General features: G+C 43.2%; 16 protein-coding genes and 3 pseudogenes. 13 read left to right on the forward strand and 6 right to left on the reverse strand.

Annotation, left to right across the window (positions count from 1 at the left end):
• Nucleotides 1-135: 135 nt before the first annotated feature.
• Nucleotides 136-462 (reverse strand): annotated as a pseudogene (locus tag ACYRY3_RS09900) (glutamate ligase domain-containing protein); the annotation flags it as partial.
• A gap of 426 nt (nt 463-888) precedes the next feature.
• Between ACYRY3_RS09900 and ACYRY3_RS09905 the strand changes: the two are divergent.
• The 3 genes from ACYRY3_RS09905 (at nt 889) to ACYRY3_RS09915 (ending at nt 3680) form a co-directional block, all read left to right on the forward strand.
• Entirely contained in the window at nt 889-1935 is a 1047-nt protein-coding gene (locus ACYRY3_RS09905; protein ID WP_460201508.1) for an ABC transporter permease, read from the forward strand.
• A 3-nt stretch (nt 1936-1938) separates the two neighbouring features.
• Complete coding sequence (locus tag ACYRY3_RS09910; protein ID WP_460201509.1) at nt 1939-2859, forward strand: ABC transporter permease; 921 nt, start codon at nt 1939-1941, stop codon at nt 2857-2859.
• Nucleotides 2860-3293: 434 nt separating this feature from the next.
• Entirely contained in the window at nt 3294-3680 is a 387-nt protein-coding gene (locus ACYRY3_RS09915; RefSeq protein ID WP_460201510.1) for a response regulator, read from the forward strand.
• Here the strand turns inward: ACYRY3_RS09915 and ACYRY3_RS09920 are convergent.
• Nucleotides 3677-4063, reverse strand: coding sequence for a Na-translocating system protein MpsC family protein (locus ACYRY3_RS09920; RefSeq protein WP_460201511.1), 387 nt, complete (start codon nt 4061-4063; stop codon nt 3677-3679). The genes ACYRY3_RS09915 and ACYRY3_RS09920 overlap by 4 nt on opposite strands.
• 364 nt (nt 4064-4427) lie before the next feature.
• Here ACYRY3_RS09920 and ACYRY3_RS09925 point away from each other — a divergent pair, with 364 nt between their 5' ends.
• The gene (locus tag ACYRY3_RS09925) at nt 4428-4601 is read left to right on the forward strand and encodes a hypothetical protein (protein WP_460201512.1); all 174 of its coding nucleotides are present in this window, start codon (nt 4428-4430) and stop codon (nt 4599-4601) included.
• A gap of 2 nt (nt 4602-4603) precedes the next feature.
• On the opposite strand, the gene ACYRY3_RS09930 is transcribed toward ACYRY3_RS09925, so the two are convergent.
• Nucleotides 4604-5956 carry a pyridoxal phosphate-dependent decarboxylase family protein gene (locus ACYRY3_RS09930; protein ID WP_460201513.1) on the reverse strand — a complete coding sequence of 451 codons (1353 nt, stop codon included), beginning with the start codon at nt 5954-5956 and terminating at the stop codon, nt 4604-4606.
• Nucleotides 5957-6293: 337 nt separating this feature from the next.
• Here ACYRY3_RS09930 and leuC point away from each other — a divergent pair, with 337 nt between their 5' ends.
• Nucleotides 6294-7697 (forward strand): 3-isopropylmalate dehydratase large subunit, encoded by a 1404-nt coding sequence (gene leuC, locus ACYRY3_RS09935; RefSeq protein ID WP_460201514.1) that lies wholly within the window; start codon nt 6294-6296, stop codon nt 7695-7697.
• A 42-nt stretch (nt 7698-7739) separates the two neighbouring features.
• Nucleotides 7740-7985 (forward strand): annotated as a pseudogene (locus ACYRY3_RS09940) (3-isopropylmalate dehydratase small subunit); the annotation flags it as partial.
• Here the strand turns inward: ACYRY3_RS09940 and hemA are convergent.
• Both hemA and glpX read right to left on the reverse strand, forming a co-directional pair.
• A pseudogene (gene hemA, locus ACYRY3_RS09945) lies at nt 7955-8494 on the reverse strand (glutamyl-tRNA reductase); the annotation flags it as partial. The pseudogenes ACYRY3_RS09940 and hemA sit on opposite strands and share 31 nt — an antisense overlap.
• 173 nt (nt 8495-8667) lie before the next feature.
• Nucleotides 8668-9705, reverse strand: coding sequence for a class II fructose-bisphosphatase (gene glpX, locus ACYRY3_RS09950; protein WP_460201515.1), 1038 nt, complete (start codon nt 9703-9705; stop codon nt 8668-8670).
• A 441-nt stretch (nt 9706-10146) separates the two neighbouring features.
• Between glpX and grxC the strand changes: the two genes are divergently transcribed.
• From grxC to grxD, 7 genes are all read left to right on the forward strand, one after another.
• Nucleotides 10147-10461, forward strand: coding sequence for a glutaredoxin 3 (grxC, locus tag ACYRY3_RS09955; RefSeq protein WP_460201516.1), 315 nt, complete (start codon nt 10147-10149; stop codon nt 10459-10461).
• A gap of 140 nt (nt 10462-10601) precedes the next feature.
• Nucleotides 10602-11135, forward strand: coding sequence for a hypothetical protein (locus ACYRY3_RS09960; RefSeq protein WP_460201517.1), 534 nt, complete (start codon nt 10602-10604; stop codon nt 11133-11135).
• Nucleotides 11136-11199: 64 nt separating this feature from the next.
• The gene (tadA, locus tag ACYRY3_RS09965; protein ID WP_460201518.1) at nt 11200-11694 is read left to right on the forward strand and encodes a tRNA adenosine(34) deaminase TadA; all 495 of its coding nucleotides are present in this window, start codon (nt 11200-11202) and stop codon (nt 11692-11694) included.
• 112 nt (nt 11695-11806) lie between these two features.
• Complete coding sequence (locus ACYRY3_RS09970) at nt 11807-12580, forward strand: lysophospholipid acyltransferase family protein (protein ID WP_460201519.1); 774 nt, start codon at nt 11807-11809, stop codon at nt 12578-12580.
• Nucleotides 12581-13115: 535 nt separating this feature from the next.
• Nucleotides 13116-13721, forward strand: a complete 606-nt coding sequence (locus ACYRY3_RS09975; RefSeq protein ID WP_460201520.1) for a hypothetical protein — start codon at nt 13116-13118, stop codon at nt 13719-13721.
• A 288-nt stretch (nt 13722-14009) separates the two neighbouring features.
• Nucleotides 14010-14258: a BolA family protein gene (locus tag ACYRY3_RS09980; protein WP_460201521.1), complete on the forward strand. Its 249-nt coding sequence runs from the start codon at nt 14010-14012 to the stop codon at nt 14256-14258.
• 437 nt (nt 14259-14695) lie between these two features.
• Nucleotides 14696-15019, forward strand: coding sequence for a Grx4 family monothiol glutaredoxin (grxD, locus tag ACYRY3_RS09985; protein ID WP_460201522.1), 324 nt, complete (start codon nt 14696-14698; stop codon nt 15017-15019).
• A gap of 242 nt (nt 15020-15261) precedes the next feature.
• Here the strand turns inward: grxD and ACYRY3_RS09990 are convergent.
• Nucleotides 15262-15468, reverse strand: a 207-nt coding sequence (locus ACYRY3_RS09990; protein ID WP_460201523.1) for a DUF6761 family protein, incomplete at its 5' end; no start/stop codon positions are given.

A 15468-nucleotide genomic window follows, 5' to 3' on the forward strand; every position in this document is an offset into this window, starting at 1 on the left:
TTTCAAGATGGACTGAAGGCGAAAGTGATGAAGTCGAAAGTTGTGGTTAAAGTCAGGACATTAGTTTAAAGTCTGAAATGAAGTATAAGATATTTCATTGCCTTCGTTGTCTATCTTTTTTCTTGTGCTTCATTCTTATCCTTCACTTTTTATTTTCATCCTTTCTTCCAAAGCATTACGTGCGTGTTCTCTATCATCAAAGTGGATTTTTTCAGTGCCTAAAATTTGGTAGTCTTCATGACCTTTACCAGCCAGTAAAACTCCGTCTCCTGGTTGTGCTTGTAAAATTGCAGTACTGATAGCGGTGGCGCGATCGCATATCACTATTGGTTTAGCTGTTTCTGGAATCCCTGCCAAAATATCCTGTAAGATTGCCTCTGGATTTTCTGTACGGGGATTATCAGATGTCACCACTGCTACATCAGCTAATTCAGCAGCAATTCTACCCATTTTCGGACGCTGGATAAAGGATGAAAAATAGGGTGATAACTTGATACTTGCTCCTTGATTTATTGATGCAGTTGACAAGCTACTTCATACTTTAGAATTCATACTTCAGTTAACTATTCATAGTTTTCAGAAGAATTAGCTTCTGCAGTTTGAAGAATTAACCATTTGCGATCGCCTAGATATTAATACAGTCCCAGCAGATATTTTTCCAAAAATTCTTGTATTGAGATTTTCTATGCTATTTATTGACATATTGAGAAATGTACAGATTATGAGCTTTGAGGTCGTGTCAAATCTGAGTAGCGAGGAAACTCTTAATGAAGACAAAACAACAAGTTTAAGGGAGGTTATTATACGACTCACGGGCAAACAATCAACGTTTACGCGGAGATGATTACCGCCCTCATCAGAGAAGCATCCTTATAAATAGGCTGAAAAATGACAACACCTCATCGGATTCAACCCCAACTTCTCCCAATTCTCTCACCTCTGCTCGCGATCGCTATGGCATTACTTGTTGGTGCCCTTCTCATCTCAATTGCTGGGGCAAATCCCATCGCTGCGTATACGGCTTTGTTTCAGGAATCTCTCTCTACCTACTTTGGATTTGGCAACACCCTGACCAAAATGGCACCCCTGTTGTTAACGAGTTTGGGGGTATTAGTTGCTTTGCGTGCCGGTCAGTTTAATATTGGTGGAGAAGGGCAAATTTCTCTAGGTGCGTTAGGAAGTTCTTTGGTAGGGTTGTTTGTCACGGGGCTACCAGCTGCGATTCATATTCCTTTTGCCCTGACTGCTGGGTTTCTCTTTGGTGCAATTTGGGGTTTCATCCCAGGTTATCTTAAGGCTGTACAAGGAGTGAATGAGGTCATCTCGACGCTGTTGTTAAACTACATTGCTTTTAACTTGATTGGTTATCTCGTTCAAAACCCACTCAAGGAACCAGGCGCACCCAGCCCTTATTCGCCAGAAATTGCCCAGTCTGCTCATTTGCCAACAATATTACCAGAAAGTCTCGCTCATGCAGGAGTTTTACTCGCGTTACTCGTTGCAGGGCTTGTCTGGGTATTGTTGGTGCTGTCACCTCTAGGTTATCAAATGAAGGCTGTGGGATTTAACCCCATTGCTTCTCGTTACAGTGGTATTTCTGTAGAACGCACAATTATGCTGGTAATGGCACTAGCAGGTGGTTTAGCTGGGTTGGCAGGGGCTAGTGAGGTAATGGGGTTGAAATATCGTCTGTTTGAGGTGGTTTCCCCCGGTTATGGGTTTGATGCGATCGCCATAGCCTTTCTCAGTCGTGGTAGTGTTTTAGGTGTTGTACTCACTTCTCTATTTTTTGGTGCTTTAAGGAGTGGCGCAAATGTGATGCAGCGCAGTGCTGGGGTTCCTGTAACTGTGGTTCAAGTCATTCAAGGTTTGACAGTACTGTTTATTGCCATTAGTCTGGCTGTGGAACGACAGATGAGAGATACCACTCACTAACTTATGACCAACTTCTTCTCCGATTATCTCGTTTCCAGTCTCCGTCTCTCAGTACCTCTTGCATTTGCTGCATTAGGGGGGCTTTTCTCGGAAAGGTCAGGGGTACTGAATATTGGTTTGGAAGGAATGCTGCTGGCTGGCGCTTTTACGAGTGCTGTTGCAACCTTTTACACGGGAAATGTTTGGATTGGTGTTGGTGCTTCTCTGTTTGCTGGAGGATTGGTGGGATTACTCCACGCTTTTTTATCCGTGACTTTGCAAGTTAATCAGTTGGTTTCTGGATTGGCAATCAATCTTGTTGCTTCTGGGATGACATCATTTCTGTCACGCTTGGCATTTAATGGTGGAAATACCCAAAGTATTGCAGGAATTGAGCCAATTATAATTCCCATACTTGCAGATATTCCTGTTATCGGGTCTTTGCTCTTTCAACAGGATATTCTCGCCTACTTACTATTACTCTTAATTTTTGTCAGTACGTATATATTGTTTCATACTAGCCCTGGTCTGACCTTACGCGCTGTTGGTGAATATCCTAGTGCGGCTGATACTGCTGGAGTGTCAGTACAACGAGTACGTTACTTTGCAGTCATTATTGGTGGTTGTTTGGCTGGGTTGGGTGGCGCTTATTTAACTTTGGTACAAGTCAAATACTTTGCTGAGGGAATGAGTGCTGGCAAAGGTTTTATTGCTATTGCAGCACTTATCTTTGGCAGATGGCATCCTTACGCCACTGGATTGGCGTGCTTGCTGTTTGGTGCAACAGAAGCTTTACAGCTGCGAATTCAGGCATTGGGTGTCAAGCTTCCCTATCAGTTTTTAATTATGCTGCCTTATGCGATCGCACTTCTTGCCCTTGTGAGTAAAAAGAACAAATCTACTCCCCCTGCAGCTTTGGGCATACCTTATTTGAAGGAAAAGTAGCAGATTTGCAGTTTTCCAATCTTAAGTGGAAATACTTATATAAGTAAGTGAGTGGGAATCAACAGAACTATATTACAAAATGTAAATCCCCCTGCAAGCCTGACTAATGACTCAGGACGACCATTCCCAGTTACCTTTTTTCATACCGACCTACTGAAAATCACGAAAGTTAAATTTTTCTATAACCACTTGACGAATTGCGTCTTTCGGATAGAAGATATGTCCTTGATGTTGCCACTAGCATACTGTGCTCTTCTCTAAACACTAGCGCAGATGCGGTACCTAGTGAACCAACGGCGAGCCTGTCTATCTTGAGCCGCAAACAGCCGCTTGAAAGAAGCCTCGTACATCATTCTCTAAAGATAAATTCTCGAAAAGGTTTTTGAGTGAATTGAGTCTAGATGTATAGAATGTTTCCAAGCGACTACTTATCTATGGATAAACAGCCATTAGTTTTACTTGTAGAACACAATTTACACTATTTAGAACTACTAAATTCTTATTTTAAAAGGCTCAATTGGTTGCGTATTTGTGCCAAACAGGGAGTAAAAGCTCTGAGTTTAGCACAAACACATCAACCTAATTTAATCTTGCTAGATATCGCGCTGCCAGATTTGAGCGGGTTACAAGTCATTCATTACTTGAAGCAAAACCAAGAAACGAGGACAATTCCTATTATTGGTATGATAGCTTCAACAAGAGAAGAAGATGGAAATAATGTTCTTCTTGTTGGAGCAGATAGTTATATCAGTAAACCTTGCAATTTTTATGACTTAGAACAAGCTATTTGTCACCATCTAAAATTGGGCAAAATTCTTTAATTAGCTTTAGGAATACATTCACGATTGCGAACTTCTGGCAATTCTTCCAAAACCAATAAAATACCTGTACGTCCTGTTGTCAAACTTGTATTGCAGATTAAATCTATAACAAGCTTTTGAATAACTTCCTCAATTAAAAGCTTGATTTTTGGAGCTAAAATTTTGTTTAAATCTATTCGTACCTGTTCAGCTAAAAGATGGCACCCCGCTTTTTTTAGAACTTGTTCGGGACGGGTGATAGAATTTTCTATAGAAATTACTAACTCTGTATCAAAAAATTGACAAATGATTTTACCAGGATGATGCCCGAGTTCACTATTATAAAAGGAGCGGAGACGATTTGTTATTTCTCTTTCTAGTTGTCCAATGGTAGGTTTAGACATTTCTGGCTCTTGCGTAAAACAGTTCCTTGAGTAAAATATAAACGATTTGTAGACAAAAGAAATAAATATTAATTAATGAATTAGTAGTTATGGAAAATGGCATATTTCCAATCATAGTCAAGAATTTAAATTTCGTTTTTTTGAGCTAAATTTAGCAAAAATGTTGATTTCTACCGATTTTTTTATTGTTTTGGTAGCTTAAAGATAAAATTCAAGTATTCCTTATGTAGACAGGGTGCAGCTTGTATATTCTTTTACTTAATGTATTTATGCTTAGGAGTCGAAAACGCTTTAGAATTTTTGTACAGTTTGGTCTGTTGCTTTCAGCTCGGATGGTAGTAATATTAAGTCCGGTTAATTAGTTATGATTAAACAATCTGTGCAAAAACCGGAAAACCCTCTCCCCATCTCCCCATCTCCCCATCTCCCCATCTGCCTTAATGATAAGTCTTTACCCGGACATAATATAAGAGCGCTTCAACAAGTAATGACAACACTGTTAAACTCTGGAAGCGCGATCGTTTTAAATAAAATTTAATATTATTTGAGAATCTCGGTAGTGACTGAATCAAGGATTTGCCAAATTCGCTCCATCCAATCCAAATGTTCGGGTTTCATTAAACAAGACCGCAAACAAGTTATCGACTCTCGATCCCAATTCATTCCTTCCCCTGCATTTGGGAAAAGTTCTTTTGGCAGGTTAGCTAGAGCTAGGTGGAGATTTTCATCTGCCGACTTTTGAAAAATCTCTTTCGAGAGTTGTGAAGATTCACTAGCACTGTTAGATTTTGGTGCCCAAATAACAATGTCCAATTCTGGGGCAAAAGCCACTAAAAATCGAGAATCATTCTGCAGTTTCTCGAAAAGAGCGAGTGCAGCTTTTCGCGATTTACTCAAATCTGCGGCAAATTGACCGCCAGGAACCAGAGGTAGTAGGCGTTGAGTTGCCCAGAGTGCTACCGCAGATGAACCCGGTCTTGAGCATTCGAGGCTAATTTCACCTAAATGGAGTTCCTGGGAGCTAAAGTAAGTATAGGGTGAATCATGTTTGTAAAGCTTCCCAACAGAGGGGTCTTTGAAAAGAATGCAGCCACAACCGTAAGGCTGTAGCCCGTGCTTGTGGGGATCGATCGCCAGGGAATCAACTTCTTTGAGACAATCAAAAACTGCTCTGGTTTGGGCAGTCAGATTATCCGCTAACATGAAATAACCACCATAAGCAGCATCAGCATGGATACGGAAACCATACTGAGATTGAAGTTCAAGAATTTCAGGTAAGGGATCGACTGAACCAACTGCTGTTGTTCCAATGGTGACAACAACAGTGCCAATATCATCTTCTTGCAGAAGCTTTTTCAGAGCGACTGCGTCCATGCGTGCCCGACTGTCACAAGGAACCGATTGAAAGGGAAGACCAAGCACGCTACAAATTCTTTCATGGGTGTAGTGTGCAAGCTTGGAAGCGACAACTTTCTGATTGCGGTTGAGAGTTCCTGCTACCCACAAAGCTTCCAGATTTGCCATTGTTCCGCCACCGCACAGATGTCCTAAATGAACGTCCCATCCGAACATATTGGCTAATTCCGCAACCGCTTCCTTTTCCATCGCCGAACTGGCTCGTCCACCATCAAGAGCATGATTGTTGGGATTGAGCCACAGCGATAAAGTGTAAGCAAGACGGGCAATTTCTGTGGGAGGTTTCAACATTTGCCCGACGTAGAGGGGATGGTGATATGGGTAATTGTCCTGCAGGCGTTCTGCAACTTCCAATAGCACCGTTCTCAAAGCATCTAGGTTGAGAGCGCGATCGCATTTTGGTAAGCTTTCAAAACCCATGAACAATCGTTCTAGTGCTTCTTGAAGTAATCCCAAACTGTTTTTTTCTAAGGTCATTGCCTTACCCTGTGAATGAATTAACCTTTTCCCGTTCTATAAGGGAATGGGTCATATTGGTACAGTTTAGTTAATTAGCGACTTGGTGACACGTCTGTGGCTAAATTATAGATAGAGCAAGCCATTGATGCTAATATGATAGTTCGGAATTATTCGGAAACTTGATTTTCTCAGTTAAAACTTGGTTGTCTTCATGTCTTGTGCCTACCTAACAAACTACCCTGAAATAAGTTATGCGCTCTCCCCCCAGGCTAGTGGTTAGGGTATGGTTCTATGCCTCCATGCTTATTACCTGTCAGCTGAGAAAAGCGAAAATTTGTTGGAGAGATTAAAGTTTATGAGTAGAGGGACCTTATTTGACAAAGTATGGGACTTACACACAGTTGGTGTCCTTCCTTCAGGGCATACGCAATTGTTTATTGGGCTACACCTGATTCATGAAGTGACCAGCCCTCAAGCCTTTGCTATGTTGCGCGAGCGGGGTCTCAAGCCACTCTTTCCCGAACGAACTGTCGCCACAGTAGATCATATTGTTCCTACAGACAATCAAGCACGTCCGTTTGCTGATACCTTGGCAGAAGAAATGATGCGGGCGTTAGAGCAAAACTGTCAAGACAATGGTATTATATTTTACAACATTGGTTCTGGCAATCAGGGAATTGTCCACGTGATTGCACCAGAACTGGGATTAAGCCAACCAGGCATGACCATCGCTTGTGGAGATAGCCATACATCAAGCCACGGAGCATTTGGCGCGATCGCTTTTGGGATAGGCACCAGCCAAGTTCGGGATGTTCTCGCTTCCCAAACCCTTGCCCTATCCAAACTGAAAGTGCGGAAAATTGAAGTCAACGGCACCCTAAAACCCGGTGTCTATGCCAAAGATGTCATTCTTCATATCATCCGTACTCTCGGAGTCAAAGGTGGAGTGGGATATGCCTATGAATATGCAGGCACCACCTTTGAGCAAATGAGCATGGAAGAACGAATGACTGTTTGCAATATGTCCATAGAAGGTGGAGCCCGGTGCGGTTACGTCAATCCCGACCAAATCACCTACGATTACCTCAAGGATAGGGACTTTGCCCCCACTGGAGAAGACTGGGACAAAGCTGTTGCCTGGTGGAACTCCATCCGCAGCGATGCCGATGCCGAATACGACGATGTAGTAGTTTTTAATGCTGCCGACATTCCCCCTACCGTTACCTGGGGTATCACTCCCGGTCAAGGTATTGGTGTGAATGAATTGGTTCCCACCCCCGAAGAACTGCCGGAACAGGAACGCCCGATCGCCGCAGAAGCTTACCAATATATGGATCTAGTTCCCGGTAAACCCATTCAAGGTACTAAAGTTGATGTATGCTTCATTGGCAGTTGCACCAACGGACGGATTAGTGACTTACGGGAAGCCGCCAAAATCAGCAAAGGTCGTCGAGTTGCAGAAGGAGTCAAAGCCTTCGTTGTTCCTGGTTCGGAACGGGTAAAACAGCAGGCTGAACGGGAAGGGCTCGACAAAATCTTTTTGGCGGCGGGGTTTGAGTGGCGCGAACCGGGATGCTCAATGTGCCTTGCAATGAATCCCGACAAGCTTCAGGGACGGCAGATTAGTGCCTCTTCCTCCAACCGTAACTTTAAAGGCAGGCAAGGTTCCGCTTCCGGGCGCACTTTGCTCATGAGCCCCGCTATGGTCGCCGCCGCAGCCATTAAAGGAGAAGTGTTTGACGTGCGGGAATTGCTGTAGTTAAGTCAACCGTTTGCCATAAGAGAGTGAGTTGTTAATATCATGGTGAGTGAAGTCAAATTTATTTCAGGACGGGGTATCCCCTTGGTCGGGGATGATATCGATACAGACCGCATCATTCCTGCCCGATTTTTAAGATGTGTCACCTTTGATGGATTGGGGGAACACGTCTTTGCTGATGACCGTGCGGTGCTGAAAGGACAGCATCCCTTTGACCAACCTCAGTACAAAGAAGCCAATATTTTGGTGGTTAACCGCAACTTGTCCAATTTCATCTGTGCTACCTCCACAGCTGCCGAACTGATGGAGACTGCACCAGTGCCAATACTTGTTTCGGTACGCACGCGCTTACCTGCTGTAATGGCCTGTTTGAATAATCGATTCAAAATTGTTTTAATACCTTGATATTGCTGTCCCAGCTTGTGAGTATTCTTCACTTGAGCCAGAATTTGACCTTCTCCAAGGACTAGACTATCCAAACCAGCACTAACACGGAGCAAATGCATCACGGCATCTTGATGCAGCAAGACAAACAAGTGTTGGCGCAGAGAAGATACGGGCAATTTGCTATGGTCGGCAAGAAATTGAGTGACCTCCCGAATACCCTGTTCGGTTTCGTGGGTAACGATATAAATTTCCAGGCGGTTACAAGTGCTCAGTATCGCGACTTCTTCGATATGGGGATAACTTAGTAACTGCCCTATTGCACTTTCCGTTTGTGGTTCTGGAATACTTAGTTTTTCCCGAACTTCGACTGAGGCTGTTTTATGGCTTAACCCCACTACTGCTATATGCATAACTGTCATTTTTTTATGTGCTTTTTGTTATTTATCCTTTGTCCTTTGTCCTTAGTCATTAGTCGTTAGCCCATGACTAATGACCCTCCGGGTTCGCCAGTTCCTATGGCGGGTTTCCCACCATAGGAACTGGACTCACTAATGACTAATGACTAATGACTAATAACTAATCACTATCTCAGTTGCAGAGTTTTTGGCTCGTCAAACAGATGAATTGTATCGACAAAGCGAGCAGTTCGGGACTGGCTGGAAATAACCAAGCTTTGAGTCCTAGCCCCACCGTGGAAGAAGCGGACACCGTCCATAAGCGTTCCGGGGGTAATACCGCAAGCAGCAAACAGTACGGTTTCGCCAGAAGCTAACTCATCTGCATTGTAAACTCGATCTGGGTCTGTAATGCCCATTTCTTTGAGTCGTGCGATGTTACCTTCTTTGCTTTCTCCAATCAAACCAGTTTTTACGACTTCTGGATCGTAAATCAGTTGTCCTTGGAAGTGCCCACCCAAACAACGCAAAGCAGCAGCAGAAATCACACCTTCCGGTGCAGCACCAATACCCATAAGTGCGTGGATGTTTGTACCGGCAAAGGCGCAGGAAATGGCAGCGGAAACGTCACCATCACTGATCAACCGTACTCTAGCCCCTGCTTGACGAATTTCCTGAATGAGTTCTTTATGGCGGGGACGATCCATAACCACCACTACCAATTCGTCTACAGAACGGTTTAAGCACTCGGATAGGATTTTGAGGTTCTGGGTAGCAGTCTTGTTAATATCAACATGACCGCGTGCTACGGCAGGAGCTGCTAACTTCTTCATGTAGAAGTCAGGTGCGGCAAATAAACCGCCTTGTTCGGAAATTGCCAAAACTGCCATTGAGCCGTTTTGACCGTAAGCAACCAAGTTGGTGCCTTCACAGGGGTCAACAGCAATGTCAATTTCAATTAATTCGTCTGGGTTGCAGAAATCTTTGGCATCTGAACGGGTACAGATACCGACTTCTTCACCAATGTAAAGCATGGGAGCTTCATCGCGTTCGCCTTCGCCAATGACGATGCGACCGCGCATATAAATTTTGTTCATCCGCTCCCGCATGGCTTCTACAGCCACTTGGTCAGCCGTGTTCTTTTCTCCTTTCCCCATCCAACGGGAAGAGGCAATGGCGGCTTGCTCAACAACCTCAATGATTTCTAACCCAAGTGTATTTTCCACAAACTCTGCCCTCTCAATTGCTTGGTATTGCGTCGTTCCAGAAATCGCATTTCAGTTTTCAAGTCTACCAAACGGCGGATACCTGTGGAAAATAGTATCAACTTGCCTCCATGTTAAGTTTTGCTTCTTAACCAGGGTTTTTGGTAATTTGGAAGCGATCGCACGGCAATTAAATTAAGTATATATACTTAAACTGTATCGGTTTTTAGGAGATTTTGGGGCTGCCGTAATGTAGTAAAATTAGAGCAACCAAATGTGTTACGTTAACACTATTCTCTTTTAAGATATTTGTATAATATATAACTTTTGTAAAATGATTTGAATCGGTACAAGAATTTGTAGAACGTTATTCTCTCAGTTTCCTTTTCTTTATTCCAGGTAAACTGTTGATTCTTTTGTGGGTCAACAGCAATATTAATTTACCAGTAAAAATAACGAACAATGCTAAACTTTATTAACTCCCTACTGAATCGCCATCCAGAATCCATTAAAGCTAATGTAGAAATATATACCTGGCAAACTTGTCCGTATTGTATCCGTGCCAAACTACTTTTGTGGTGGAAGGGCGTAAACTTCATTGAGTATAAAATTGACGGTAATGAAACTGCCCGAGCAAAAATGGCAGAACGTGCTAACGGACGCCGTACAGTACCGCAAATTTTTATTAACACTCAGCACATTGGTGGCTGTGATGACCTCTATGAGTTGGATACACGGGGTGAGTTAGATCCTCTGCTTGTTCAACCTCAGGGATGAATTAGGGAAATATTTTTACAATGTTAAAATTGTCAGAAAATCAGTAAATTGTGATACGAGTAGAATCACGCTCCAAAAACATTTGTTTTTAGATACAAGACAAGAGTCATGTATATCGGTGAGGTGAGAGAAGAGAGATTATGCAAGTAAAAGCTTTAAAAACCGCATTTGCGATCGCAGCATTGCTTTTGATACCAGCCTGTGCTGAAAATCCTTCTCAAATTTTCACTGGGACAAAACAGGCAATTCAGCAAGGTTCTCAGTCTAATTCCACCTCAAAAATTGGTGTTCAGAAAGCAGAGTTTGGTATCGTTAAAGTTGACCCGAAAGATTTTAAAGTTGCCTTTACTCCCACTGACAAGGTGCCGTTAAAAAATGAAACTGCATATGGATGGCGCATTCAACTAAAAGGTTACCAGGGTCAAGTCACTTGGCGCGAAGTGTATCGACTGCCAAAATCAGCCCAAAGCTGGGGAAAACCTGCTAATGGGCAATTCTCAGTATCAGGAGATAAAACAGAAGCAATAACGCAACGTACAGTCTACACAAAAAATGGTGTTATTGAAAATACTTGGACTGTATTGCCTGGTGACCCCCCTGGCAAGCACACTATAGAAGTTTATCTTGATAAAAGTTTGATTGGAAAGTTTGAGTTTAATTTGGTGAGTGGTTAGCGATCGGTGGTTGGTGGTTAATAGTAATTTTTCTACTAACTACTATCCACTAACTACTAACAATATGTTAATTGAATACTCACAATATCTTATACACAAACAATGGATGCATCGTGCCTTAGAGCTAGCACAAGTAGCAGGTGATGCAGATGAAGTACCCGTAGGTGCTGTTATTATTGATGCATTAGGAAATTTGATTGCTGAAGGTGAAAACAGAAAAGAACGGGATAAAGATCCTACCGCTCATGCGGAAATTATTGCTATTAGATCTGCCACTCAAAAATTACAAAGCTGGCGTCTCAACCAATGTACCCTATACGTCACCTTAGAACCTTGCCCGATGTGTGCTGGTGCTATTATACAGGCGCGTATAGGTCTTTTAGTTTACGGTGTTGACGATCCAAAAACTGGAGCGATTCGTACCGTTACCAATATACCTGACAGTGCTGCTTCCAATCACCGTCTAAGTGTCATTGGGGGTATCTTGGAATCAAATTGTCGCCAACAATTGCAAGCTTGGTTTGCAAATCAGAGGCGCAAGTTTAATGAATCTAACTAAAGGACAGAGGGGAAACTGTCCAGTTGGTACTACACAAGTAACTGAAGAAAATCTACGGTGTATCTAATTAGAGTTTTGAGCGAAATTTACCTAACAGTTAGCAGCCACCCCCATGATTGAGCAATACTCTTCCTCCAATTCATCCTGTGACAAATTAGCTACTACTGCGCCAGTGAATGCCAAGGTGGCTTCTACTACCTCGGGGGTTTCTCCTTGGCTAAGCCCGTTGGCCTATCTTTTAGGGCGTCATGCCGTCCTGCCATTGTTCTTTGGACGGATTAGAATCACAGGACAAGAAAATTTACCCAAAACTGGTCCTATTATCCTTGCTCCCACCCATCGGGCACGCTGGGATGCATTAATCGTACCTTATGTTGCTGGTCGTTATGTGACAGGTCGAGATTTGCGGTTCATGGTCACTATTACTGAGTGCCAAGGTCTCCAAGGTTGGATTGTTCGTCATATGGGGGGCTTTCCTGTCGATCCCCAGCGTCCATCAATAACAACACTACGTCATGGAGTTGACCTCCTTCAATCGGGACAAGCCTTAGTGATTTTTCCAGAAGGCGGCATTTTTCGTGATGGTAAGGTTCACCCCTTGAAACCGGGCATTGCTCGTCTGGCTTTAAGTGCTGAATCCGGATATCCTGGATTGGGTGTCAAAATTGTACCTCTCAGCATCAATTACAGCCAACCTTATCCCAGTTGGGGTACAGATGTTATTGTTAACATCGGTGTACCTATAGAAGTTAAGGATTACACTCAGGGTAGTGTGAAACAAGAAGCCAAACGCCTGACAAGTGACATTACAAAGACACTTCAAAAATTAAATCATCGTGAGACAGAATTAGCCCATCACTCATTTGCAGAAATTGCTAATAGTTAGTAGTGAGTGCTTAGTGGGCGATATCAACTCTATTTCCAGGGCTATTTTTAACCGATAAACACGACTGGCAATGGCAACATTTTGAGAAGAACGTGCTTGTGACATTGCTGCGTCTACTTCAATGGGATTGACAGAAAAGACTTTGAGGCGTTGTTCTGGAACACTGAAAGGCTAACTTCCCTAATTGACTGGAGATAATGGTTTGGCAGAAAGGTCAACCAGCAGATAGATGATAAAGCGATATGCCGCTATCCTGTAGCGAAGCGATCGGGGCTTTCAGGCGTTTTTCTTGTAAAATTATTATCAAGCTCTTTAGTGGAACACCCGTGGATGAAAACCGATTGGAGGAATTGACCGTTCGTTCATAGCTAGAAGTTAACTGCAGTATTAATGCTATGGGAACTTGGTTTCATTGATTTTCAGTCTAAATCAAAGAAACCTAACAAACACCTTTACTTTGTTAAAGTCCAAAACAGAGTTAAGATACCCGAAGTTTCAATACATATTTTATTGAGTTAGTGCTCCAGTCTACCCCATGAAATTTTCTCTGACGGTTCCCTTAATTCGCTTCACTTCCTTAGCCGGGATGGCTGTCTTTTGTCTGCTATCACCCGTCTATGCCCAAGTACAGCTTCCTGGGAATTCTAACCCAGCCCAACCCATAGATCCCAACGATCCCAATACCCTCCGTCCCACAGGGCAAAATAACAGCCTGTTAAGTATTGACGGAGGAAAGCGTCTCATGACAGACGCGAGTAATGCAGTTTCTTCTCAAAACTACGATGTAGCAGCGAAGAAACTCCAAGAAGCCAGAATCGTTTTTAATCAACTCTCCAATTTTTATCAGGACTTAAACTCTAGCTTCTCAGGAATTGACAACAGAGTGGCCGATGTTCAGCGCAAAAAAGCGCTAGAAACAGCCCAAATGCGAGATGAAGCTACCTACCAGCTTGCCCTCGTCCATAGGGCACAAAATAAACCAGAATTAGCTGTGCCATTACTAATTCAAATTGTCAAAAGCCAAAATCCAACACGGGACTTAGGCAAAAAAGCTTATCAGCAGTTGTTGGAATTGGGTTTTGTTGATGCCCCCTTTCAGAGAGGTACAACTTCTTCCTCCTCTTCTCCTGCCAAAAAGTAATCAAATTTTGCCAACAGTGGCAACGGATGTTTTAACCGATGTAACGCGTAACCTAAGTAGGTCGGCACAAATAAAGTTAACAGCCCTCCAGGCAAGGCAGAGGGCCATCTTCAAACCCTTTTTACATTTCTTAACACAAGTGCTTTTATTCACTGATTTGTTTGGCTTACAGATCGTTTATGCGTTATATCCGTTTCCTATCCGTTGCCAAGCTGCTAAAAAATATCTATTGCAACAGTTAAAATCCCTAATAGGGATAGAAATAAAATAGAGTGTTCAGGAATTGCGATGATTAGTCCGCAGCAAGTTGAGGAAATGATTAAGACGGGACTGCCAGATGCCGTAGTTCAAGTGCAAGACTTGACCGGCGGCGGTGACCATTATCAGGTCACTGTCGTGTCATCGCAGTTTGCAGGTAAGGGACGGGTGCAGCAGCACCAGTTAGTTTACGGTGCCTTGCAGCAAGCTATGTCTACTGAAGCTATCCATGCCTTAGCTCTCAAAACCTATACTCCCGATACTTGGCAAAATAGTTAATAGTTAGTCGTTTGTCAATAGCCATTTGTCATTGGTGCTGAGTCATTAGCATTTGAGACAAAGGATAAAAGACAAACAACACTCATTAGCTTAATCGGTCATCCCAACCCCCTAAAAGGGAGAGAGGAGTAGCCGTGGTGGGCGAACCGCTTAAAGGGAGGTCAAAAAGGCGCTTACACCACACTGAGGCTGGAGACGAATGCCGTAGTCTCCTGACAAACAAGTCCCTAAATCAAAAGTTATTCGCCCAGGGAAGAGGGGCGACTGCCGGAGTCTAGGCTTTGACCTAGTAAACGTCTTTTGACGAGAGAGGCTGTGTAAGACCAAATTGTACTTGTGCAAGGAGGCAACGGCAAGTGAGACCGGAAGCCGCCACTTACTGCAAAGCAGAAGTGTAGGTACTTCACCCCTGATATTTAGGATAGATACAAAAAACCATGACTCCAGAACTTAAAGCACGAATTGATAATCTGATACAGCAAAACAAAATTTTGGTTTTCATGAAAGGAACCAAATTGATGCCCATGTGCGGCTTTTCCAACAACGTTGTACAGATGCTGAATACATTGGGAGTTCCTTTTGAGACTGTTAATGTTCTTGATGACCCCGAGATTCGCCAAGGTATTAAGGAATACTCCAACTGGCCCACTATTCCCCAAGTCTACATCGATGGTGAATTTATTGGTGGTTCCGACATCATGATTGAAATGTACCAGAGCGGCGAGTTACAGGAAAAGGTGACAGTCGCAATCGCTTCTTAACTATTTCGTCGTAAGCAGTAGGGTGGGCACCGCCCACCAATCCCCCAATCCCCTAATGCCCATAAGCGGCTGCAAAAATCCCCTCAGTCGATTTGTTAAAACCAAAACTCGCCTGAGGGGATATTGTATGTCTAAAGTATTATCTCCAAAATTTCACGTCACTGCCATGTAGTAATTTGACAGATAATGTGTTATTATTATCTGCGTTGATTTGCAGTTACTGCGAGTTCCCTAAGTGGGCATTAGTAGTAATCAGGTTGTGGTTGTGTCATTGTAAAGTTTGAGACATCGTGTAAGTAGCGACTAGCTTCCTCTTCTAAGCGATGAATCAGATACGGTTCAATGGCGTTACCGTGGCGCAGCGCCGCTAGATAGCCATCCAAATACATCCGCATATCATCCATGCGATAACCGCGATTCCATAACTCGACGAAGGCGTCGGTTAGTCT

The organism is Scytonema sp. NUACC21, from assembly GCF_054684315.1.

Excerpts from the sequence above, each read along its gene's own strand:
- grxC (WP_460201516.1), top strand. The coding sequence starts at position 10,147 with ATGCTAAACTTTATTAACTCCCTACTGAATCGCCATCCAGAATCCATT.
- leuC (WP_460201514.1), top strand. The coding sequence starts at position 6,294 with ATGAGTAGAGGGACCTTATTTGACAAAGTATGGGACTTACACACAGTT.
- ACYRY3_RS09920 (WP_460201511.1), bottom strand. The coding sequence starts at position 4,063 with ATGTCTAAACCTACCATTGGACAACTAGAAAGAGAAATAACAAATCGT.
- ACYRY3_RS09930 (WP_460201513.1), bottom strand. The coding sequence starts at position 5,956 with ATGACCTTAGAAAAAAACAGTTTGGGATTACTTCAAGAAGCACTAGAA.
- ACYRY3_RS09925 (WP_460201512.1), top strand. The coding sequence starts at position 4,428 with ATGATTAAACAATCTGTGCAAAAACCGGAAAACCCTCTCCCCATCTCC.
- tadA (WP_460201518.1), top strand. The coding sequence starts at position 11,200 with ATGTTAATTGAATACTCACAATATCTTATACACAAACAATGGATGCAT.
- ACYRY3_RS09970 (WP_460201519.1), top strand. The coding sequence starts at position 11,807 with ATGATTGAGCAATACTCTTCCTCCAATTCATCCTGTGACAAATTAGCT.
- ACYRY3_RS09960 (WP_460201517.1), top strand. The coding sequence starts at position 10,602 with ATGCAAGTAAAAGCTTTAAAAACCGCATTTGCGATCGCAGCATTGCTT.
- ACYRY3_RS09905 (WP_460201508.1), top strand. The coding sequence starts at position 889 with ATGACAACACCTCATCGGATTCAACCCCAACTTCTCCCAATTCTCTCA.
- grxD (WP_460201522.1), top strand. The coding sequence starts at position 14,696 with ATGACTCCAGAACTTAAAGCACGAATTGATAATCTGATACAGCAAAAC.
- ACYRY3_RS09910 (WP_460201509.1), top strand. The coding sequence starts at position 1,939 with ATGACCAACTTCTTCTCCGATTATCTCGTTTCCAGTCTCCGTCTCTCA.
- ACYRY3_RS09915 (WP_460201510.1), top strand. The coding sequence starts at position 3,294 with ATGGATAAACAGCCATTAGTTTTACTTGTAGAACACAATTTACACTAT.
- ACYRY3_RS09975 (WP_460201520.1), top strand. The coding sequence starts at position 13,116 with ATGAAATTTTCTCTGACGGTTCCCTTAATTCGCTTCACTTCCTTAGCC.
- ACYRY3_RS09980 (WP_460201521.1), top strand. The coding sequence starts at position 14,010 with ATGATTAGTCCGCAGCAAGTTGAGGAAATGATTAAGACGGGACTGCCA.